This window comes from Comamonas sediminis, from assembly GCF_041107495.1.
GTDB lineage: Bacteria > Pseudomonadota > Gammaproteobacteria > Burkholderiales > Burkholderiaceae_C > Comamonas > Comamonas sediminis.
Genome location: NZ_JBGBDC010000013.1, coordinates 1 through 20,522, shown reverse-complemented (window position 1 = coordinate 20,522; position 20,522 = coordinate 1). Strand labels below are relative to the sequence as shown.

General features: G+C 64.0%; 19 protein-coding genes. 11 read left to right on the top strand and 8 right to left on the bottom strand.

All coding sequences use genetic code 11. The annotated features are described in order from the left end of the window. Window positions 1-56: 56 nt before the first annotated feature. The 4 genes from AB7A72_RS23075 to AB7A72_RS23060 form a co-directional block, all read right to left on the bottom strand. The gene (locus AB7A72_RS23075; protein ID WP_239810396.1) at window positions 57-485 is read right to left on the bottom strand and encodes an ExbD/TolR family protein; all 429 of its coding nucleotides are present in this window, start codon (window positions 483-485) and stop codon (window positions 57-59) included. A 26-nt stretch (window positions 486-511) separates the two neighbouring features. After that, entirely contained in the window at window positions 512-1,246 is a 735-nt protein-coding gene (locus tag AB7A72_RS23070; RefSeq protein WP_369461269.1) for a MotA/TolQ/ExbB proton channel family protein, read from the bottom strand. A gap of 46 nt (window positions 1,247-1,292) precedes the next feature. Beyond that, window positions 1,293-2,129, bottom strand: coding sequence for a 4-hydroxy-tetrahydrodipicolinate reductase (gene dapB, locus AB7A72_RS23065; protein WP_369461268.1), 837 nt, complete (start codon window positions 2,127-2,129; stop codon window positions 1,293-1,295). A 115-nt stretch (window positions 2,130-2,244) separates the two neighbouring features. Next, entirely contained in the window at window positions 2,245-2,811 is a 567-nt protein-coding gene (locus AB7A72_RS23060) for an outer membrane protein assembly factor BamE (protein WP_239810399.1), read from the bottom strand. A 100-nt stretch (window positions 2,812-2,911) separates the two neighbouring features. On the opposite strand from AB7A72_RS23060, the gene fur reads away from it, so the two are divergent. From fur to AB7A72_RS23045, 3 genes are all read left to right on the top strand, one after another. Continuing rightward, window positions 2,912-3,334: a ferric iron uptake transcriptional regulator gene (fur, locus tag AB7A72_RS23055; RefSeq protein ID WP_021025553.1), complete on the top strand. Its 423-nt coding sequence runs from the start codon at window positions 2,912-2,914 to the stop codon at window positions 3,332-3,334. 145 nt (window positions 3,335-3,479) lie between these two features. Continuing rightward, a complete protein-coding gene (locus AB7A72_RS23050; protein WP_369461267.1) occupies window positions 3,480-5,072 on the top strand; it encodes a DUF1800 domain-containing protein in 1,593 nt (530 codons plus the stop codon). 11 nt (window positions 5,073-5,083) lie between these two features. Further along, window positions 5,084-6,292 carry a DUF1501 domain-containing protein gene (locus tag AB7A72_RS23045; RefSeq protein ID WP_312417518.1) on the top strand — a complete coding sequence of 403 codons (1,209 nt, stop codon included), beginning with the start codon at window positions 5,084-5,086 and terminating at the stop codon, window positions 6,290-6,292. A gap of 26 nt (window positions 6,293-6,318) precedes the next feature. On the opposite strand, the gene hprK is transcribed toward AB7A72_RS23045, so the two are convergent. From hprK to hpf, 3 genes are all read right to left on the bottom strand, one after another. After that, complete coding sequence (hprK, locus tag AB7A72_RS23040; protein ID WP_021026712.1) at window positions 6,319-7,275, bottom strand: HPr(Ser) kinase/phosphatase; 957 nt, start codon at window positions 7,273-7,275, stop codon at window positions 6,319-6,321. 121 nt (window positions 7,276-7,396) lie between these two features. After that, a complete protein-coding gene (locus AB7A72_RS23035) occupies window positions 7,397-7,882 on the bottom strand; it encodes a PTS sugar transporter subunit IIA (protein ID WP_021026711.1) in 486 nt (161 codons plus the stop codon). 136 nt (window positions 7,883-8,018) lie between these two features. Continuing rightward, the gene (hpf, locus tag AB7A72_RS23030; RefSeq protein WP_116927826.1) at window positions 8,019-8,351 is read right to left on the bottom strand and encodes a ribosome hibernation-promoting factor, HPF/YfiA family; all 333 of its coding nucleotides are present in this window, start codon (window positions 8,349-8,351) and stop codon (window positions 8,019-8,021) included. A 481-nt stretch (window positions 8,352-8,832) separates the two neighbouring features. Between hpf and AB7A72_RS23025 the strand changes: the two genes are divergently transcribed. After that, window positions 8,833-9,753: a phosphoribosylaminoimidazolesuccinocarboxamide synthase gene (locus tag AB7A72_RS23025; RefSeq protein WP_239810402.1), complete on the top strand. Its 921-nt coding sequence runs from the start codon at window positions 8,833-8,835 to the stop codon at window positions 9,751-9,753. A 38-nt stretch (window positions 9,754-9,791) separates the two neighbouring features. Here AB7A72_RS23025 and AB7A72_RS23020 read toward each other — a convergent pair whose 3' ends face one another. Further along, window positions 9,792-10,079 carry a hypothetical protein gene (locus AB7A72_RS23020; protein WP_239810403.1) on the bottom strand — a complete coding sequence of 96 codons (288 nt, stop codon included), beginning with the start codon at window positions 10,077-10,079 and terminating at the stop codon, window positions 9,792-9,794. A 221-nt stretch (window positions 10,080-10,300) separates the two neighbouring features. Between AB7A72_RS23020 and AB7A72_RS23015 the strand changes: the two genes are divergently transcribed. The 7 genes from AB7A72_RS23015 to gshB all read left to right on the top strand — a co-directional run bounded on the left by AB7A72_RS23015 (window position 10,301) and on the right by gshB (window position 20,410). Then, the gene (locus tag AB7A72_RS23015) at window positions 10,301-11,581 is read left to right on the top strand and encodes a glutamate-5-semialdehyde dehydrogenase (protein WP_312461808.1); all 1,281 of its coding nucleotides are present in this window, start codon (window positions 10,301-10,303) and stop codon (window positions 11,579-11,581) included. A 113-nt stretch (window positions 11,582-11,694) separates the two neighbouring features. Beyond that, a complete protein-coding gene (gene trkA / locus AB7A72_RS23010) occupies window positions 11,695-13,185 on the top strand; it encodes a Trk system potassium transporter TrkA (RefSeq protein ID WP_312417500.1) in 1,491 nt (496 codons plus the stop codon). A 9-nt stretch (window positions 13,186-13,194) separates the two neighbouring features. Further along, on the top strand, window positions 13,195-14,661 hold the full coding sequence (locus AB7A72_RS23005) for a TrkH family potassium uptake protein (protein ID WP_239810406.1): 1,467 nt from the start codon (window positions 13,195-13,197) through the stop codon (window positions 14,659-14,661). A gap of 117 nt (window positions 14,662-14,778) precedes the next feature. After that, complete coding sequence (gene gshA, locus AB7A72_RS23000; protein ID WP_239810407.1) at window positions 14,779-16,068, top strand: glutamate--cysteine ligase; 1,290 nt, start codon at window positions 14,779-14,781, stop codon at window positions 16,066-16,068. A 143-nt stretch (window positions 16,069-16,211) separates the two neighbouring features. Continuing rightward, complete coding sequence (locus AB7A72_RS22995; RefSeq protein ID WP_239810408.1) at window positions 16,212-18,107, top strand: potassium transporter Kup; 1,896 nt, start codon at window positions 16,212-16,214, stop codon at window positions 18,105-18,107. Between the two features lie 69 nt (window positions 18,108-18,176). After that, complete coding sequence (locus tag AB7A72_RS22990) at window positions 18,177-19,358, top strand: benzoate/H(+) symporter BenE family transporter (RefSeq protein ID WP_369461266.1); 1,182 nt, start codon at window positions 18,177-18,179, stop codon at window positions 19,356-19,358. Between the two features lie 98 nt (window positions 19,359-19,456). Continuing rightward, window positions 19,457-20,410, top strand: coding sequence for a glutathione synthase (gene gshB / locus AB7A72_RS22985; protein WP_312461812.1), 954 nt, complete (start codon window positions 19,457-19,459; stop codon window positions 20,408-20,410). Window positions 20,411-20,522 lie beyond the last annotated feature (112 nt).

The window sequence follows — 20,522 nt, the reverse complement described above, 5'->3', positions numbered from 1 at the left end:
CAAACGATACTGTCAGGCCCAGCCAAACGCGACCGGGCGGGGCTGGGCACAGGGGCTCAGCGCGCTGCGGGCGCCTGCGGTTGGGCCACAAAGCCCATGCGGCTCAGGCCCGCGGTTTGCGCCGCATCCATCAGCTCGACGGCGCGGGCATAGGGCAGGCTCTGGTCGATGGACAGCTGCACCTCGGTCTGCGGATTGCGTTCGGCCTGCTGCTTGAGCAGGTCCTTGAGGGCGTCCATATCAGTAGCCTTGCCATCGGCAAACAACTCGCCCTGGGCATTGATCTGCACCGCAATCGCGGCGGGCGGGTTAGCCCGCGTGGCGCTGGCGGCCGGGGGCAGGTCCAGGCGAATCGAGGCGGCCAGCAATGGGGCAGCCATGATGAAGATGACCAGCAGCACCAGCATCACATCGACCAGCGGCGTCACATTGATCGCGCTGATCGGCGGGCTGGCCGGGGTTTTGTTGAAGCGACCGAATGCCATGGTGCAATAGCTGGGTTGGCGGCGGCTCAGCGGCTGCCCACCAGCGCAATGGCGTCCACGGTGTTGTGGGCCTGCATGCCGGCGTAGGCCTGCGGCGCCTGGGCCGCCTGCTGCAAGGCCCAGGTCTGCATGTCGTGGGCAAAGCCTTCGAGCAGCTCCTCGACCTGCGCGAGCTTGCGGCCCAGCAGGTTGTAGGCCAGCACGGCCGGCAAGGCGACGGCCAGTCCGGCGGCGGTCATCACCAGCGCCTCGCCCACAGGGCCGGCCAGCTGCTCCAGGCTGACATGGTCTGCACCGGCCAATGCCGCCAGTGCCTGGTGGATGCCCCAGACCGTGCCGAGCAAACCGACAAACGGGGCCGTGGCACCGATGGAGGCCAGTACCGTCTGCCCCCATTGCAGCCGGTGGCTGGCGCCATGCAGCGCCTCGCGCAGCACGCGGGTGGTTTGCACCTGGGCGCCGCTGGCCACAGCCAGGCTGTGGTGGGCGGCGGGCTCGGCCGTCACAATGTGCGCAATGGCATCGGCCACCGGCGTTAGCAAGGCGGCGCGGTCCATCTTGGGCAGCTCCAGGCGTGCCTGCTCCCAGCTGCTGGCCTGCCAGAAGGCGTCAGTGGCGCGCAAGGTGGCACCATGGGCGCGGCCCAGCCACCAGGCCTTGTAGAGAATCAGCACCCAGCTGGCGACGGACATCAGCAACAAGACCAGGGCCGTGGCCCGGGCGACGCCGTCTGCTTGCGAGAGCCATTGCCAGATCGTCATGGTTGGCCGTCCTTCTAAAAAGCGGGGTGGCTGTGCCGGGCTGGGTTTATTTCAGGCCGAGCACGTCGTACATGTCGAACAGGCCGGCCTTCTGGCGGGCCAGGTAGCGTGCGGCACGCAGGCTGCCATTGGCGTAGCCTGCGCGGCTGCTGGACTTGTGGGAGATCTCGATGCGCTCGCCATCGCCGGCAAACAGCACGGTGTGGTCGCCAACGATATCGCCGCCGCGCATGCTGGCAAAGCCGATGCTGTTGGCCACGCGCGCGCCGGTGTGGCCAAAGCGCTCGTAGACGGCGCGGTCGGCCAGCTGCGTGCCCTGGGCTTCGGCAATCACCTCGCCCATTTTCAACGCCGTGCCCGAGGGGGCATCGACCTTGTGCTTGTGGTGGGCCTCGACGATTTCGATGTCGTAGCCGCCTTCCTGCAAGGCCTTGGCCGCCATCTCCAGCAGCTTGAAGGTCACGTTCACGCCCACGCTCATATTGGGCGAGAGCAGGACAGGGGTCTTGTCTGCCAACTGGCGGATCTGCGCTTTTTGCGCGTCGCTGAAGCCGGTGGTGCCAATGACCACGCCGACGCCACGTTCCGCCGCCAGCGCCAGGTGCGCCAAGGTGCCTTCGGGGCGGGTGAAATCGATCAGCACATCCGCGCCCTGCAGGCCCTGGCCCAGTTCGGCGGTGATCTGCACGCCGGTGTTGCGCCCCAGAAAAGCGCCCGCATCGGTGCCCAGGCTGGGGTTGCCCGGCGCATCAAGCGCGCCGCTCAACTGCAGGTCGGGGCTGGCCAGCACGGCTTCGATCAGCATGCGGCCCATGCGGCCGCTGGCGCCTGCAATGGCGACGGCAATACGGGGACTGGTGGAGGAGGAGAGGGGGGCGGTCATGGATCGGATCCTGGGGCTCAAGCGGGCAGCATCTCAGCGGACATCGGACACGGCCCAAAGGCGGTGCTGGCCACCCGCTGCCAGCGCAGCGCGGGTGCATGCCAGCGCCATGGCATCAACGCTGGGGGGATTCCAGCGGCGGGTAGTTGGCGGGGGGCGGTGTGGTGATCGCGTCGCTGGTGCCGGTATCTGCACTGGGGGCTGGGGCGGACGAATCGGCCTTGTACTTGGCCAGCTCCTCAGGCGTCGCCTCCAGGCGTGGCACCTTGGGGTTCTTGATCGAGGTCGTGACCGAGGCTACGAACTCCTGCTCGCTGGGCATTTCATCGCCTTCAAAGCGCTCCAGACCGGTATCGTCGAAGTACACGGTAAAGCGGCGCTCCTGCTCCGGCACGCCCTTGCGCTTGATGGTGAACACGTAGTCCCAGCGGTTAGCATGGAACACGCTGGCCAGCAGCGGGGTGCCCAGCAGATCCTTGACCTGCTGACGGCTCATGCCTTTTTGCAGTGCGTCGACCTGCTCCTTGGTGATCACATTGCCCTGCACCACCTCCACCTTGTAGGGGGTGATGGCGCTGGCGAACTTACGGCTGGCTTCATTGAAGGAGCCGCAAGCGGCCACACTGGCGCCCAGGGCCAACAGCGCCGCCATGCGGACACCGGAACGAACAAATTCAGGCATGGTTATAGACATAGCGATATGATCGGCCATTGTAGCGGCTGGTCTCCAGGCCTTCTCCAGAAGTCCGTATACCAATCGGGCCCACTTGAAAGACCTTGTTATGAAAAATATTGAAGAACTCAAAAGCACTGGCCTCAAGGCCACGCTGCCCCGGCTGAAGATTCTGGATATCTTCCAGAACGGTGCGCAGCGCCACATGACGGCCGAAGATGTGTTCCGCGTGCTGCTGGAAGAGCGCTCCGATATCGGTTTGGCGACCGTCTACCGCGTGCTGACCCAGTTCGAGCAGGCCGGCATCCTGATCCGCAGCAACTTCGAGAGTGGCAAGGCCGTCTACGAGCTCAACGAAGGCCAGCACCACGACCATTTTGTCTGCACCAGCTGCGGCAAGGTCGAGGAGTTCTATGACCCCGAGATCGAAAAGCGCCAGCAGTCCATTGCCAAGAGCAAGGGCTGGATCGTGCATGACCACTCGATGGCGCTGTATGGCCAGTGCGCGGAGTGTGCGGTCAAGGCCAAATAAGCACAGCCGCCCCCCGTTGCCCGTCAACCCCTGAAAAGCGAAGCGCCCCAAACGCTTCGCTTTTTACGTTTTGCACACATAGCTTTACAGCAGCGCGACGGTGCAGGCGCACCATGGGGCCCTCTGCACCAGGTTTCCAGATCCCATGCGCTCCTACCGACTGCTCACCCTCAGCGCCGCCGCCTTGGCAGGCACCTTGTGGCTCAGCGCCTGCGCTTCCCACGCGCCCCCGGATGCGGCCAGCACACCGGCGGCGCTGCCCGATACGCCATTGAGCGCCGCCCAGCGCCAGCAGTGGCTGGACCGTGTTAGCTGGGGCGCCAGCGACAGCGCCGACCGGCAGTTGCAGCGGCTGGGCCTGCAGCGCTGGCTGGACGAGCAGCTTGCACCGCGCCAGCCGCCACGCCTGCCGGAGCCGGCCCAACAGCACATCGCGGCCTTGGAAATCAGCCAGCGCAGCATGGAGGATCTGCAGCGCGGCATTGCCGCCCAGCGCCAGGCAGCACGCACGGCCACCGAGCAAGGCCAGGGAGAGGGCGAGGGAGCGCGCCTGCGCCAGGAGGTGCAGAGCCACCTGAACCAGCTCGCTGCCCAGGCCCAGCAGCGCCAGGTGCTGCGTGCGCTGTACTCGCCGGCCCAACTGCAGGAGCAGATGACCTGGTTCTGGATGAACCACTTCAATGTCAGCACGCGCAAGGCCGAAACCCGGCTCTGGATTGGCGATTATGAGGAGCGGGCGATTCGCCCGCATGCCCTGGGCAACTTCCGCAGCCTGCTGGAGGCCAGCATGCGCCACCCGGCCATGCTGCTGTACCTGGACAACGCCAGCAATGCCAAAGGCCATATCAACGAAAACTATGCGCGCGAGCTGCTGGAGCTGCACACGATGGGCGTGGGCAGCGGCTACACCCAGGCCGATGTGCAGGCGATGGCCCATGTGCTGACGGGGGTGGGATTCAGTACCCGCGATGCCGATGCGCCGCCGCCCCGCCTGCCACCGGCGCTGCAGGCCGATTACCGGCGCGAAGGCTTTTTCGAGTTCAACCCCAACCGGCACGACTATGCGCCCCAGGTGCTGCTGGGCCAGCCGCTGCGGGCCAAGGGGCTGGCGGCGGTGGACGAGGCGCTGGACCGCATCGTGGCCTCGCCCGCCACCGCGCAGTTTATCGCGCGCAAGCTGGCGGTGTTCTTCATCAGCGACAACCCGCCGCCCGCCCTGGTGCAGCGCACCGCAGCGGCCTTTGCCCGCAGCCATGGCGATATTGCAGCGACCTTGCGCAGCCTGCTGACCGCGCCCGAGGCGCTGGCCCAGCAAGGCCAGCGCTTCAAGGATCCGATGCACTATGTGCTGGGCGCCGTGCGCCTGGGCTATGACGAGCGTGTCGCCAGCGATGTGCGGCCGGTGATCGGCTGGATCAACCGCCTGGGCCAGCCCATCTACGGCCATGAGACGCCGGATGGCTATCCCGCCTCGCAATCGGACTGGGCCAGCTCCGGCCAGATGGCAGCGCGCTTCGATGTGGCGCGGCAGATAGCGACCCGCAGTGCCGTGCTGTTCCGCGCCGAGCCCCAGGCGCCGCTGGAGCAACCCCCTTACCCCGATCTGGCGCAGCGCGCAACGGCGCAGGCCCGCGTGGCGCAGTGGAGCGCGGCCTCCCGCGAAGCGCTGGCCAAGGCGCGCAATGTGCCCGACTGGAACACCTATTTTCTCTCTGCTCCCGAAATGATGGTCCGCTGACGAGGTACGCCATGCAAAGACGCCACTTTCTCTCTGCCGCCGCCAGCCTGCCGCTGGCCTTCAGTCTGGCGCGCGCCCGCGCCGCCGCGCCCCGCAGCGATACACCGCGCTTTTTGCTGGTGTTCCTGCGCGGCGCCTATGACAGCAACAGCCTGCTGGTGCCCACGCACAGCGATTTCTACTACGAGGCGCGCCCCACGATCGCCATCCCGCGCCCGGGCGAGGCCAATGGCGCGCTGCCGCTGGATGCGCGCTGGGGCCTGCACCCGGCGATGGAAGGCAGCGTGCTGCCGCTGTGGCAAAGCAGGCAGGCCTGCTTTGTGCCGTTTGCCGGCAGCGATGACCTCTCGCGCAGCCATTTTGAAACCCAGGACTCGATCGAGCTGGGCCAGCCGCTGGATGCGCACCAGAGCTTTCGCACCGGCTTCATGAACCGATTGGCCCAAACCTTGCAGGGGCGCAGCGACCTGGCGCCGATGGCGTTTACCGCGCAGCTGCCGCTGTGCATGCGCGGGCCCGCCCGCATTGCCAACACCGCGCTGGCCAATGTGGGCAAGGGCGGCGTGGATGCCAACCGCAGCCGCGCCATTGCCGCCATGTATGCCGGCACGGCGCTGGCGCCTGCCGTGAACGAGGGCTTTGCGGTGCGTGAGGCCGTGCTGCGCGGCATGCAGGAGGAGATGGACAAGGCCGGGCGCGATGCGATCAGCGCCAAGGGCTTCAGCCTGGTGGCGCAGCGCATGGCCACGTTGATGCGGGACCAGTTCGACCTGGGCTTTGTCGATGTGGGCGGCTGGGACACCCATGTGAACCAGGGCAACGCCAGCGGCAACCTGGCCAACCGGCTGGACGACCTGGGCCGTGGCCTGGCCGCCTTCGCGCAGGAGATGGGGCCCGAGCCCTGGCGCCATACGGTCGTGGCGGTGATCAGCGAGTTTGGCCGCACCTTCCGCGAAAACGGCAACAAGGGCACCGACCACGGCCATGGCACGGCGTACTGGATGCTGGGCGGGGGGCTGTCGGCGCAGGCCGGTGGCCGGATCGTGGGCGAGCAGATGGACGTCAGCGAGGCCCATCTGTTCCAGAACCGCGACTACCCGGTGCTCAACGAGTACCGCAGTGTGCTGGGCGGCCTGTTTGCACGCATGTATGGCCTGTCGCCGGCGCAGTTGCAGCAGGTGTTCCCGCAGGCCCAGGTCAAGGATCTGCGGCTGGTCTGAAACGGCTGGAGGATGCCCCCGGTGGGCTAGAACTCACGCCCGCTGGCCATGGCCTTGCGGTGCCGGTCGACAAACTCCTGGTAGGTGTCGATACCGCGCAACTGCAAGATGGTGTTGCGCACGGCCGCTTCCACCAGCACGGCGATATTGCGGCCGGCCACCACCTGGATGACCACCTTCATCACCGGAATGCCCAGCACATCCTGGGTCAGCGGTGCGGCAGGCAGGCGGTCGTAGTCGCGCTCCATGGTTTCCTTGCGCACCAGGTGCACGATGAGCTTGAGCCGCATCTTGCGGCGCACCGCCGTTTCGCCAAAGATCGCGCGGATATCCAGCAGGCCGATGCCGCGCACTTCCAGCAGGTTCTGCAGCAGGTCGGGGCACTTGCCTTCGATCGTGGTCTGGTTGATGCGGTACAGGTCCACGGCGTCATCGGCCACCAGGCCATTGCCGCGGGTGATCAGCTCCAGGCCCAGCTCGCTCTTGCCCAGACCGGATTCACCGGTGATCAGCACGCCCATGCCGAGGATGTCCATGAACACGCCGTGCATCGTGGTGCGGTCGGCGAAATGCTTGGACAAAAAGGCCCGCAGCACATCGATGACAAAGGCGGCCGATTCCTTGGTGGAGAACATCGGGATGTGCGCGCGCTCGCACATCGACAGCAGTTCATCGGGCGCACCCTGGCCATCGGCCAGCACCAGCACCGGCGGCTCCAAGGTCACGATGCGCGCAATGCGGCGGCGGCAGTCCTCGGTGGTGGAGTTGGTCAGATAGGCGATTTCGCGCTCGCCCAGCACCTGTGCGCGGTAGGGGTGGATGTAGTTGAGGTAGCCCACGAGATCGGCGCTGGAGCGGGCGCTGCGCACTGCCACTTCGTCAAAGCGGCGCTCGGAGGCCCCCAGACCCGCCAGCCATTCCCAGCGCAGCGACGCACGGAACTCCTCGAACAACACATCGGCGCTTACGACATTGGGTTTCACGGTGCAGTCCTTTCAAAGCCAGGGCGCGCACAGCAAAGCTGCCCGCCAGCGCCCAAGCCTAGCAGGAAAAAGTCTTGAGGTGAGGGATCAGCGCCTGAGAGTACACACCGGCGCGCGGCGCTCAGGCGTGGGCGGTGGAGGTGTTGTTGGCAGACGATTGCCAGGTGTCGATCATCTGGTGCAGCTGCTCGGCATTGGTGCTGGCCTTCATCTGCTCGCGCAGGCTGGCATTGGACAGCAGCTCGGCAATCTCGCCGAGGATTTCCAGGTGCTGCTGGGTGGCAGCCTCGGGCACCAGCAGGAAGATCAGCAGGTTGACCGGCTGCTCATCCGGGGCGTCAAAGCCAATGGCGCGCTCGAGCTGGAACACCGCAGCCATCGGGGACTTGAGTCCCTTGATGCGCCCATGCGGAATGGCTACGCCATGCCCCAGACCGGTGGAGCCCAGTCGCTCACGTGCAAACAGACTGTCGGTGACCAAGGCGCGCGAGAGACCATGGAGACTCTCGAACAGCAGGCCCGCTTCTTCAAATGCACGTTTTTTACTGGAAACATCCACACTCACTAGCACTTGAGCTGGAGGCAAGATAGAGGCAAGACAGTTCATAGTGAAGTGCGGCAATATGGCTAGCTACTGAGAGCATGATCAAACGAACGCAGCAACACCTGGATGCAGGTGTTGCTGCACGTATTATCGGTCAGTACGCAAAGAGAATGTATTTCCTCGGCAAAAAGCAGAGGGTTTACGCCATTGCCTGCCGCAGCGCATCGCTGTAGTGAGATTGAACACGTTGCTTGTGACGGGCGACCATGCGGTCCAACCTGTCCACCAAAGCATCTACCGCGGCGTACAAATCATGGTGAGAGCACTGAACACAGAGTTCGTCGCCCTTGACCCGCAAATTGCACACCACACGCTGCCGTTTCTCCTTTTCCTTTTGCTTTTCCACTGAAAGTAAAACTTTGGCATCCACCACCTGGTCAAAGTGTCGCGTAATGCGCATCAGCTTGGATGTTACATATTCGCGCAGCGCCGGGGTCACCGCCAAATGGTGACCACTGATCGTCAGGTTCATGAACAAGTCTCCTTCTGCAAACCAAGAAAAGTGACCGGGTCTGTTGGAACCCAGGCCACCCCGAGGGGGAAACACATGCATGCGTGTAAACCATGATGCGCCTTGACCTACAAAATTGCAAGTCTATGACAACCCGGATCGCTGGGTTTCTGTGCGCTCGGCGGGCGGTTGGGGCCGGATGCTGGTTACAAATTCCGGTTCGGATGCTGCAAAAAACGGAGGGCGCAGGCGCAGTGCGGGCCGCTGCCGGCGCAATTGCAACCGGAGGCAAGCAGCGGTGTTTCTGTGCGTCGGCACGTAATGGCCTACGTGTTCGCGGCGCCAGCACCCAATACTGCACTGCAATTCAAGGCATCCCGCCGGTGCGGGCGAGGCATGGGAGGGTGGCCGACTACAATCGAGCGCTTGCCTTGCCGAGGTAGCGCGGCTGTCCGTGCCTTCCGTCTTCACGCAGGGTGCCTGTCCATAGTTCTGCATCACCATGACCCAGCCCGTACCTTCTGCACTGCATACCTCCAAGCTCCATTCCTTGCCCCTGCTGGCCCGCGGCAAGGTGCGTGACAACTACGCCGTCGGCAGCGACCGCATCCTGATGGTGGCCTCGGACCGTCTGTCGGCCTTTGACGTGATCATGGGCGAGCCCATTCCTGGCAAGGGTGCGCTGCTGACGCAGATGGCGCTGTACTGGTTCGACAAGCTGGGCGATATCTGCCCCAACCATCTGACCGGTGAAGCACCGGAGTCAGCCGTGCAGCCTGATGAAGTGCCCCAGGTGCAACTGCGCTCCATGCTGGTCAAGCGCCTCAAGCCTGTGCCGATCGAGGCGGTGGTGCGTGGCTACCTGGCTGGCAGCGGCTGGAAGGAATACCAGGAATCGCAAGCGGTCTGCGGCGTGCCGCTGCCCGCGGGTCTGGTCAACTCCGCCAAGCTGGCCGAGCCCATCTACACGCCAGCGGCCAAGGCCGAAGCCGGCGAGCACGATGAAAACATTACCTTTGAACGCACCGTCGAGATGGTGGGTCCCGAGCTGGCGGCCCAGATCCGCGACATCAGCATCGCCATCTACAAGAAGGCTGCCGAGATTGCGCTGACCAAGGGCATGATCATTGCCGACACCAAGTTCGAGTTCGGTCTGGATGAAGACGGCAAGCTGGTGCTGATGGACGAGGTGCTGACGCCCGACAGCTCGCGCTACTGGCCGGTGGAAGGCTATGCCGATGCGCTGGCGACCGGTGCCAACCCCCCCAGCTACGACAAGCAGTTTGTGCGTGACTGGCTGGAGCAGGCCAAGGTCAACGGCAAGCCCTGGGACAAGACGGCACCGGCACCGCGCCTGCCGCAAGACGTGATCGACAAGACGGCGGCCAAGTACCGCGAAGCGCTGGAGCGCCTGACGGCCTGACGGCCTGGCCGTTGGTGGGCGACTGCGCCGCTGCCCGCTCAGGCGGTGGCGCTCAGCCTGGCATCGGCCTTTTTCAGCCACAGGCGCAGGCTGTCGACCAGGTCTTTGCGGCTGAACGAGCAGCTCTCCTCATCAAACAGCGCGCTGGATTCGAGACGGTCCAGCAGCTGCAGCAATACTTCCTGGAACTGCGGCGGCAGCGCGCCGAGCAAGTCGGTGTAGCTGCGTGCCTGCTGGCTCAGGGCCGCTGCATCCATGTGGCCGGCCTCGAAATGGTCCAGCCCGTCTTGTAAGGCGCCCAACTGGCGCAGCGCGGCCGATTGCATCGTGGTCTCCTGGTGGCTCAATATGGCATCAGTGTAGAGGCCTTTGCGCCGCTTGGGATGCTCTGCAAAACCCTCGCCAAGCGGGATGGACGCGGATCGCCCGAGCCCGCGTTCAGACCACGGCGGGGAGTTGTGCAGAGCGACCCCAGTGCCTGGGAGTTGCCTGGGGCCATTGGTGTCGGCACCGCTGCCCGGGCGCAAATGCCCGACAATAGCCCCCCATGAATGCCCTGAATATTTCGGAAACCATGCAGGCCCTGGGGCTGCAGGCCAAGCAAGCCTCTGCCCAGATGGCCAAAGCACCTTCTGCCATCAAAAACAAGGCCTTGCTGGCGCTGGCGCGTTTGCTGCGCAGCCAGACCGAGGCCTTGCAGGCCGACAACGCCAAGGATCTGGCGCGTGCGCAGGCCAACGGCCTGTCCGAACCCATGGTCGATCGCCTGCGCCTGACCCCCAAGGTGCTGGAGACCTGCGCCCAAGGCTGCGAGCAGCTGGCGGCCATGGCCGATGTGGTGGGTGAGGTGAGCGGCATGAAGCAGATGCCCAGCGGCATCCGCGTGGGCCAGATGCGCGTGCCTTTGGGCGTCTTCGGCATGATCTATGAGAGCCGCCCCAACGTGACCATCGAGGCGGCCAGCCTGTCGATCAAGAGCGGCAATGCCTGCATCTTGCGCGGCGGCTCCGAAGCCATCGATTCCAACAAGGCGCTCGCGCGCCTGGTGGAGCAGGCGCTGCTGGAGGCCGGCCTGCCCGCCACCGGCGTGCAGCTGGTGCAGACCACCGACCGCGAGGCCGTGGGCCAGCTGATTGCGATGCCCGAATATGTCGATGTGATCATTCCGCGCGGCGGCAAGGGCCTGATCGAGCGCATCAGCCGCGATGCCAAGGTGCCGGTGATCAAGCACCTGGACGGCAACTGCCATACCTATATAGATGCGCCTTGCGATCTGGACATGGCGGTCAAGGTGACCGAAAACGCCAAGACCCAGAAATACAGCCCCTGCAATGCGACGGAGAGCCTGCTGGTGGCGCGTGCGGTGGCGGCCGATTTTCTGCCCCGCATTGGCGCGGTGTTTGCAGCCAAGGGTGTGGAGATGCGGGCCGATGCCGAGGCACTGGCGTTGCTGCAGGCTGTGCCGGGCGCCCGCCTGCAGACGGCGACGGAGCAGGACTGGTCCGAGGAGTACCTGGCGGCTGTCATCAGCATCAAGGTAGTGGCTGGTGTGGAAGAGGCGATTGCCCATATCAACCAGTATTCCAGCCACCATACCGATGCGATCATCACGCGTGACCACATGCATGCGCAGCGGTTTTTGCGCGAAGTGGATTCGGCCAGTGTCATGGTCAACGCCAGCACGCGCTTTGCCGATGGCTTTGAATACGGGCTGGGTGCGGAGATCGGCATCAGCACTGACAAGTTCCACGCCCGTGGGCCTGTGGGCATCGAGGGCCTGACCTCGCTGAAATACATCGTTCTGGGCGAAGGCGAAGTGCGCGGCTGAGCGCACTGGGCGGCTGCCGGCTGGGCGGCCCCTTCTTTGCAGGCCGGCAGCCCCGTGCCCACGTTATGATGCGGCCATGCCAGGCCGCTTCCTAGCGGCTGGCGCCTCATGCTATGAAAATTCTGATCCTCGGCGCAGGCCGCGTCGGCGAGAGTGTCGCCGAAAGCTTGCTGAGCGAAAAAAATGACATCACCGTGGTCGACACGGATGGTGTGCGCCTGCGCGATCTCGAAGCCCGCTTCGATCTGCGCGGCGTCGTGGGCAACGGCATCAGCCCCGAAGTGATGGCCGAGGCCGGCGCAGCCGACACGGACATGCTGATCGCCTGTACCTCCCAGGACGAAACCAACCTCACCGCCTGCAAGGTGGCCCAGGTGCTGTTCAATATCCCGACCCGCATCGTGCGGGTGCGCTCGGTCGCGCTCAAGAGCCATGCCGAGCTGCTGTCGGATACCGGCTTTGGCGTGACGCATGCGTTCTGCCCGGAAGAGGCGCTGATGGGCTATATCGGCAAGCTGGTGACCTACCCCGAGGCGCTGCAGGTGCGTGAATTTGCCCAGGGCCATGTGGCGCTGGCATCGGTGCGCGCGCGTGGCGGCGCGCCGGTGGTGGGCTTGAGTGTGGCCGATGTGCGCCAGAACCTGCCCCATGGCGCGATCCGGGTCGTGGGCGTGTACCGGCGCTTTCACCATGAGGCCGACCGTCTGGTGCCGACCGAGGGCAGCACCCGCATCGAGCCGGGGGATGAAGTATTCGTGCTGTCGGAGAAGGACAACCTGGGCGATGTGCTGGCAGCTTTCAACCGCCAGGTGGGTGAGCAGGCTGAGGTGGTGCGCCGTGTGATGGTGGCCGGTGGCGGGCGCGTGGGCATGCGCCTGGCGCGTGCGCTGACCAAGGAGTCGCGGCGCTTTCAGGTCAAGATCATCGAAAAGAGCGAGGACCGCTGCGTCTACCTGGCCTCGCGCCTGCCCTCTGATGTGCTGGTGCTCAAGGGCGATGCGACCGACGAGACCTTGATGGAGAACGAGAACGTCGAAGATGTGGATCTGTTCGTCGCCATCACCGATGACGACGAAGACAACATCATGTCCTGCCTGCTGGCCAAGAAGCTGGGGGCCACTAGGGTGCTGGCGCTGATCAACCGCCGCACCTATGCCGACCTGATGCACGGCACGCAGATCGACATTGCACTGTCGCCCGCGCAGGCCACCCTGGGTGAGCTGCTGGCCTATGTGCGCCAGGGCGATGTGCAGGCTGTGCACAGCCTGCGCCGGGGGGTGGCCGAGGCGATCGAGATTGTGGCGCGCGGTGACGCCAAGACCTCGCGGGCCGTGGGCCGGCGTGTAGGTAGCCTGCGCCTGCCGCGTGATGTGCATATCGGCATGATCGTGCGCGGCCTGCCCGAGCCCGATGCGCGCAACACCAATGGCAGCGAGGCGGCCGAGCGCGATGACGACGAGCGCGATGACGACAAGGTGGAGGTGATCGTGCCCACCAGCGGCACCATCATCCAGAGCAATGACCATGTCATTCTCTTCTTGCCCAACAAGCGGCTGGTGCATGAGGTCGAGGCCCTGTTCCGTGTCGGGGTGACCTTTTTCTAGGCACGGCCGATGACTGACCTTCGACCCGTGCTGCGCGTATTGGGCATTTTGCTGCTGATGTTTGGCGGCACGATGGCTGTGCCTGCGGTCTCCTCGCTGTGGCTCGACGACGGGGTGTTTGGCGTCTACCCGCTGACCATGGGCATTACCTGGGCCTGCGGTCTGGTGCTGTGGTGGATGGCGCGGCATGAGCAGCGTGAGCTGCAGGCGCGCCACGGCATCATGCTGGTCGCCTTTGTGTGGATGGTGTTTCCGCTGTTTGCAGCGCTGCCGCTGTACCTGGGTTTCGAGCGCATCGACCGCGCGCTGAGCTGGCAGCATGCCTATTTTGAAGCGGTCTCGGGACTGACCACCACTGGCTCCACGGTGCTCAACCATGTGGATACCTTGCCGGTGTCTCTCAATATCTGGCGCACGTTTTTGCAGTGGATGGGGGGCATGGGCATCCTGATTCTGGCCGTGGCCATCCTGCCGATGATTGGCATGGGCGGCAGCCAGCTCTTCCGCGCCGAGGCCGCCGGCCCGGTGAAGGACACCAAGCTCACGCCGCGCATGGCCGAGACCGCCAAGGGGTTGTGGGGCGTGTATGGCCTGTTTTCGGTGCTCTGCGCGCTGGCCTACTGGCTGGCGGGCATGACGCCGCTGGATGCAGTGATGGTCATGTTCACCACGGTAAGCCTGGGTGGGCTGACGCCGCACGATGCCAGCTTTGCCTATTTCAATTCGCCGCTGATCGAGGGGATCTGCACGGTCTTCATGCTGCTGGCCAGCTGCAACTTCGCGCTGTATTTTGTCGCCATCCGCAAGCGCAATGCCTGGGTGCTGTACCGGCAGCCGGAGTTCCGCGCCACCATTGGCACCTTGCTGGGTGGCGGCTTGCTGGTCGCGGCGCTGCTGTGGTTCAAGGGGGTGTATGGCCCGCTGGAGTCGCTGCGCATGGGCGTTTTCCACACGGTGTCGGTGGCCACCACCACCGGTTATGCCGCCGTCGATTTTGGCTTGTGGCCGCCCTTTGCGCCGGTTTTCATGCTGCTGCTGTCGGGCGTGGCCACCAGCGCAGGCTCGACCGGCGGCGGCATCAAGATGATCCGCATGCTGCTGCTGCTCAAGCAAACCCGGCGTGAAATGCGGCGCCTGGTGCATCCGAACGCAGTGCAACCGGTGACGGTCGGGGGCCTGGCGGTGGATGAGCGGGTCATCTTCTCGGTGCTGGCCTTCATGCTGGTCTACTGCGCGACGATTGCGGTGCTGACCATGGCCTTGCTGTTCACGGACATGGATCTGCACAATGCGCTGGGAGCGGTACTTGCCAGCGTGAACTGCGCCGGTGTAGGCTGGGGTGATCTGGGCCCCAGCAACAATTTTGCCGGGCTGACCAGCTTTCAGCTGAGTGTGACTACCTTGGGCATGCTGATGGGCCGGCTGGAGATTCTTAGCTTTCTGGCGCTGTTGACGCCGGCGTTCTGGCGAAGGTGAGTGCTTGCTAGGCAGGGCGGTCGCAAAGTTCTGATGACTTTGGCCCTCAACTCTCTACAATTGGTACTCAATTGTTTTTTGCTCGTTTTTTTTGAGCCCTCAAACAGTAATTCATTTATGGTCCCGAATCTCATAACAGCCCTAACGGGGCCCATCAACGAATTGGAACAGCGCATGCTCGATGCCATGCCCGCGATCGAGCGCTGGTTCCGCCTGGAGTGGATGGAACATACGCCTCCGCTCTATTCGTCGGTGGATATCCGCAATGCCGGCTTCAAGCTCGCACCGGTCGATACCAATCTTTTTCCTGGCGGTTGGAACAACCTGACGCCCGAGATGGTGCCGCTGGCCGTGCAGTCGGCGATGGCTGCCATTGAAAAGATCTGCCCCGAGGCCCGCAACCTGCTGATCATCCCCGAGAACCAGACGCGCAACCCCCAGTACCTGGCCAATCTGGTGCAGCTGCAGCATATCTTCTCGATGGCGGGCCTGAACGTGCGCATCGGCTCGATCGACCCGGAGGTCAAGGAGACCATCAAGCTCAAGGTCGGCAACAAGGACCTGGTGATCGAGCCGGCGCTGCGCCATGGCCGCCGTGTGGGGCTGAAGTATTTTGATCCCTGCACGATCTTGCTGAACAACGACCTGTCGACCGGCGCGCCCGGCATTCTGGAAGAGGTCTACGAGCAGTTTGTGCTGCCGCCGCTGCATGCAGGCTGGAGCGTGCGCCGCAAGAGCCGCCATTTCCAAAGCTACGAAGAGGTGGCCAAGCGCTTTGGCAAGCTGATGGGGATCGACCCCTGGCTGATCAACCCGATGTTCAGCAGCCGCAAGGGCGTGGACTTTACCGATGGCAGCGAGCATGCACTCGACGAGTTGCGTGAAGATGTCGACGTGATGCTGACCAAGGTGCGGCGCAAGTACAAGGAGTACGGCATCAAGGAGACGCCCTTTGTCGTCGTCAAGGCGGACAACGGCACCTACGGCATGGGCGTGATGAGCGTGCATGACGCCAAGGAGTTGCGTCAACTGTCGGTCAAGACCAAGAACCAGATGTCGCTGGTCAAGGATGGCCAGCAGGTCCATGACATGATCATCCAAGAGGGGGTGCAGACCGTCGAGCGCATGGACAAGGAAGCGGCCGAGCCGGTGGTCTACATGATTGACCGCTATGTGGTCGGCGGCTACTACCGTGCCCATTCCGACAAGGGCGCGGAGGACAACCTCAATGTGCCGGGCGCGCATTTCATCCCGCTGTCGTTCGAGCACGGCATCTCGCCCGGTGACTCGGTCGGGGCCAGCGCACCCAACCGCTTCTATATGTATGGTGTGGTGGCGCGCCTGGCGATGCTCGCCGCCAGCTATGAGCTGGAGGCGACCGACCCGGACGCCGAAATCTACGACTGAGCCTGTTCAGGCGTTCGTTCCAACTTCCATTGCAGCCCGCTGCTGATCCGCCATCCGGACTTGTCCGTATGCGCGGCCTCACTGCGGGCGCAACAACAGGCGCACAATGCAAACCAATCCACTACAAGCATGCCTGATGCGGCATGGCACAAAGGCTTGATGTGCAAAACAGCAATAAATCCGCACTGCCCGCGCTGACCCTGGGCGCCATCGGGGTGGTGTATGGCGATATCGGCACCAGCGTGCTGTACTCGCTCAAAGAGGTGTTCGGCTCCGGCCATGTGCCCTTCACGCACGACAATGTCTATGGCGTGCTGTCCATCCTGTTCTGGACCCTGACGCTGATCGTCTCGCTCAAATACGTGGTCCTGGTGCTGCGGGCGGACAACAACGGTGAGGGCGGCCTGATCGCCATGCTGGCGCTGGCCTCGCAAGCGGTCAAGGACAAGCCCAAACTCCGCTCAGTGCTGATGCTCGTTGGCATCTTTGGCACCTGTCTGTTCTATGGCGACGGTGTGATCACACCAGCGATCTCCGTACTCTCGGCGGTCGAAGGTCTGGAGGTGGTCTCGCCCGGCTTCAAATCCTGGGTGATTCCGCTCACGCTGGTGGTCCTGCTGCTGTTGTTCTGGGTGCAAAAGCGGGGCACGGCAGGCATTGGCAAGTTCTTCGGGCCCATCATGGTGGTCTGGTTCCTGTGCATTGCCGCCCTGGGTGTCTGGAACATCGTGGACCACCCGCAGGTATTGTGGGCGCTCAGCCCGCACCATGCGCTGGGCTTCATCGTGCGCCATCCGGGCATCAGCTTCATCATTCTGGGCGCCGTGGTGCTCTGCGTCACCGGGGCGGAAGCCCTGTATGCCGACATGGGTCACTTTGGCCGCAAGCCGATCCGGCTGGCCTGGTTCAGCATTGCGATGCCCTCGCTGGTGCTCAATTACTTTGGCCAGGGCGCGCTGGTGCTGGAGAACGCAGAAGCGGTAAAGAACCCCTTCTTCATGCTGGCGCCGGGCTGGGCGCTGCTGCCGCTGGTGCTGCTCGCGACGATGGCCACGGTGATTGCCTCGCAGGCGCTGATCACCGGCGCCTTCAGCGTCACCAAGCAGGTCATCCAGCTGGGCTACCTGCCGCGCATCCAGATCCTGCACACCAGCGTGCGCGACACCGGGCAGATTTACATCCCCTTTGTGAACTGGAGCTTGTTCCTGACCATTGTGCTGGCGGTGATTCTGTTCAAGTCCAGCAGCAATATGGCGGCGGCCTACGGGATTGCGGTGACCCTGGACATGACCATCACCACGGTGCTCACCTTCTTTGTGCTGCGCTATGGCTGGAAATATGCGCTGTGGATGGCGCTGGCGCCGACGGTGTTCTTCTTCTGTATCGATATCACCTTCTTCGCCTCCAATCTGCTCAAGCTGCTCGATGGCGGCTGGTTCCCGCTGGCCATCGGCCTGTGCCTGTTCGTCGTGATGATGACCTGGAAGCGCGGACGGGAGTTGGTCTACGAAAAGCTGCATGCCGATGGCATCGATCTGCAGGGCTTCCTGCAGATGGTGCTGCACACTCCCCCCACCCGGGTGCCGGGCACGGCGGTCTTCCTCACATCGGATGCCCATGTGGTGCCCACCGCGCTGCTGCACAACCTCAAGCACAACAAGGTGCTGCATGAACAGAACATGTTCGTCCACATCGTCTACCACGAGGTCCCCTGGATCGGGCTGGAAAAGCGCGCGGTGATCGAGCCGCTCGGAGGCGACTGCTGGCGCGTGCAGCTGAACTACGGCTTCAAGAACGATGTGGATGTGCCCAATGCATTGCACCAGCTGCGCGGCCACGGTTGCGACACCGGGCAGATGGTGACCAGCTACTTCCTCTCGCGCGATGTGTTCGTGCCCACGGACAAGGCCAGCGCCGGCATGGCACCTTGGCGGCAGAAGTTGTTTGCCCAGATGCACCACAATGCAGCAGGTGCGGCAGAGTTCCTGCTGCTGCCGAGCAACAGCGTGGTAGAGCTGGGCTCCAAACTCGAAATTTAACCAGCCAGGGCTTTGGATCCGCTGCGCGCACGCCAGGCCAGCGAACACCGTGGCGGGGCGAAAGGGTGTATGCGGTTTTTCAAGGACATGAGCGCATCGGCGCTCATCGCAGGCTTTGTCACGGTGCTGGTGGGCCTGACCAGCTCCATCGCGATTGTGTTCCAGGCGGCGCAAAGCTTTGGCGCCACGCCCGCGCAGGTCTCGTCCTGGGTCTGGTCGCTGGGCATCGGTGTGGGCCTGTGCTGCTGGGTACCCAGCATCTTGCTGCGCAAGCCGGTGGTAGTGGCCTGGTCCACCCCCGGGGCGGCCGTGCTGGCTACGGCTGGTGCCACCGGCGCGTTTGGCATGGGGGACGCGATCGGCGCCTTCATCATCAGTGCCGTATTGATTGCGGTAGTGGGCATGACGGGCTGGTTCGAGCGCCTGATGAACCGCATCCCGATTGCCATCGCCTCGGCCCTTTTGGCAGGCGTGCTGACCCGCTTTGGCCTGGATGCCTTTGCCGCCGCGCAGACCAATACCTGGCTGGTGGTGGCCATGCTGGTCACGTACCTGCTGGGTCGGCGCCTGCTGCCGCGCTATGCGGTCATGCTCACCTTGGCAGTCGGCATTGTGGTGGCGCTGCTGCAGCACAAGATCCAGTGGTCTGCCGTGCAGCCGGGCCTCACGATGCCGGTGTTCACCATGCCCAACTTCAGCTGGCAGGCTGCCATCAGCCTGGCGCTGCCGCTGTTTGTCGTCACGATGGCCTCGCAGAACCTGCCGGGTGTAGCCATCATCCGGGGCTCCGGCTATGACCTGCCCGTCTCCAAGCTGATCACGATGACGGGTCTGACCACCTTGCTGCTGGCACCCTTTGGCGCCTTTGGCATCAACCTGGCGGCCATCACGGCAGCGATCTGCATGGGGCCGGAATCCCACCCCGACCAGGCGCGGCGCTATGTGGCGGCCGTCGTGTGTGGCGTGATCTATGTGCTGATCGGCTGGTTCGGGGTCGTCATTGCGGGCCTGCTGACCGCATTCCCGCACGAGCTGGTGGTGGCGATTGCCGGCATTGCGCTGCTGGGCACCATCGGCGGCGGCCTGCACACTGCGCTGCAAGGCGAGCAATACCGCGAAGCGGCGCTGATCACCTTCCTGGTAGCGGTGAGCGGCGTGACAATAGCCGGGGTGGGATCGGCCTTTTGGGGCGTGGTCGCAGGCAGCCTTGCGCTTTTTGTGCAACATTACGGCAAGCGCCGCTCCGCTTGAGCGCGCCTAGTTCTGTCCGTTTCTGCTTGCATATCCCTCCGCTGGGCGTGCAAGGCCATTGAATACACAGGGCGGTCACCAGGCCGCCAACCCACACCATGCATATCCTCTTTGTTGCCGATCCGCTTGAGTCCTTCAAGATCTACAAGGACAGTACCTTTGCGATGATGCGCAGCGCCCAGGCGCGCGGCCACCGCATCACCGTCTGTGAGCCAAGGCATATCCACTGGATCAGCGGCGAGAAGGTCTCTGCCCAGGTGCGCGACATTGTGCTGACGGGTGACGAAGCGCGCTGGTTCGATGAGGCACCCGGCCGCCGTGCCGAACTGGCCGAGTTCGACGCCATTGTCATGCGCAAGGATCCGCCCTTCGACAGCGAGTACTTCTATGCCACCCATTTGCTGGGCCAGGCGGAGCGCGAAGGCGCCAAGGTCTTCAACAAGCCAGCGGCTTTGCGCGACCACCCCGAAAAGCTGGCGGTGATGGAGTTTGCCGAATACGCGCCGGTGACCCTGGTCACCCGCAGCGCCCAGGATATCCGCGACTTCCACGCCCAGCACAAGGACATCATCCTCAAGCCGCTAGACGGCATGGGTGGCATGGGCATCTTCCGCGTCGGTGCCGATGGCATGAACCTGGGCAGCATCATCGAAACCCTGAACCTGGACGGCGCCCAGAGCGTCATGGTGCAAAAGTACCTGCCCGAAATCACCAAGGGCGACAAGCGTGTGCTGATCATCGGCGGCGAGCCGGTGCCGTTCTGCCTGGCGCGCATCCCGCAGGGCAATGAAGTGCGAGGCAACCTGGCGGCCGGCGGCAAAGGCGTGGCACAGGCGCTGGAGCCCGAGGACCGCGCGATCGCCGAACACATCGGCGCGCGCCTGGCCCCCCGTGGCTTGCTGCTGATCGGTCTGGACATCATTGGCCACCGCATCACCGAGATCAATGTGACCAGCCCGACCTGCTTCCAGGAGATTGAACAGCAGGCAGGCTTCCCGGTCGGTGACATGTTCATCGAAGCGCTGGAAAAAGCCGTTGCCGGAGCCGTCTGACACACGGCTGCAAAAAACTCCGACGTTTTCCTGGAGCCCCGGGAAAACGCCTATACAATAGCGTCTATCGACAGCACGATGCCTTGCAAAGCTGCCAGACTCGAAAGAGGGC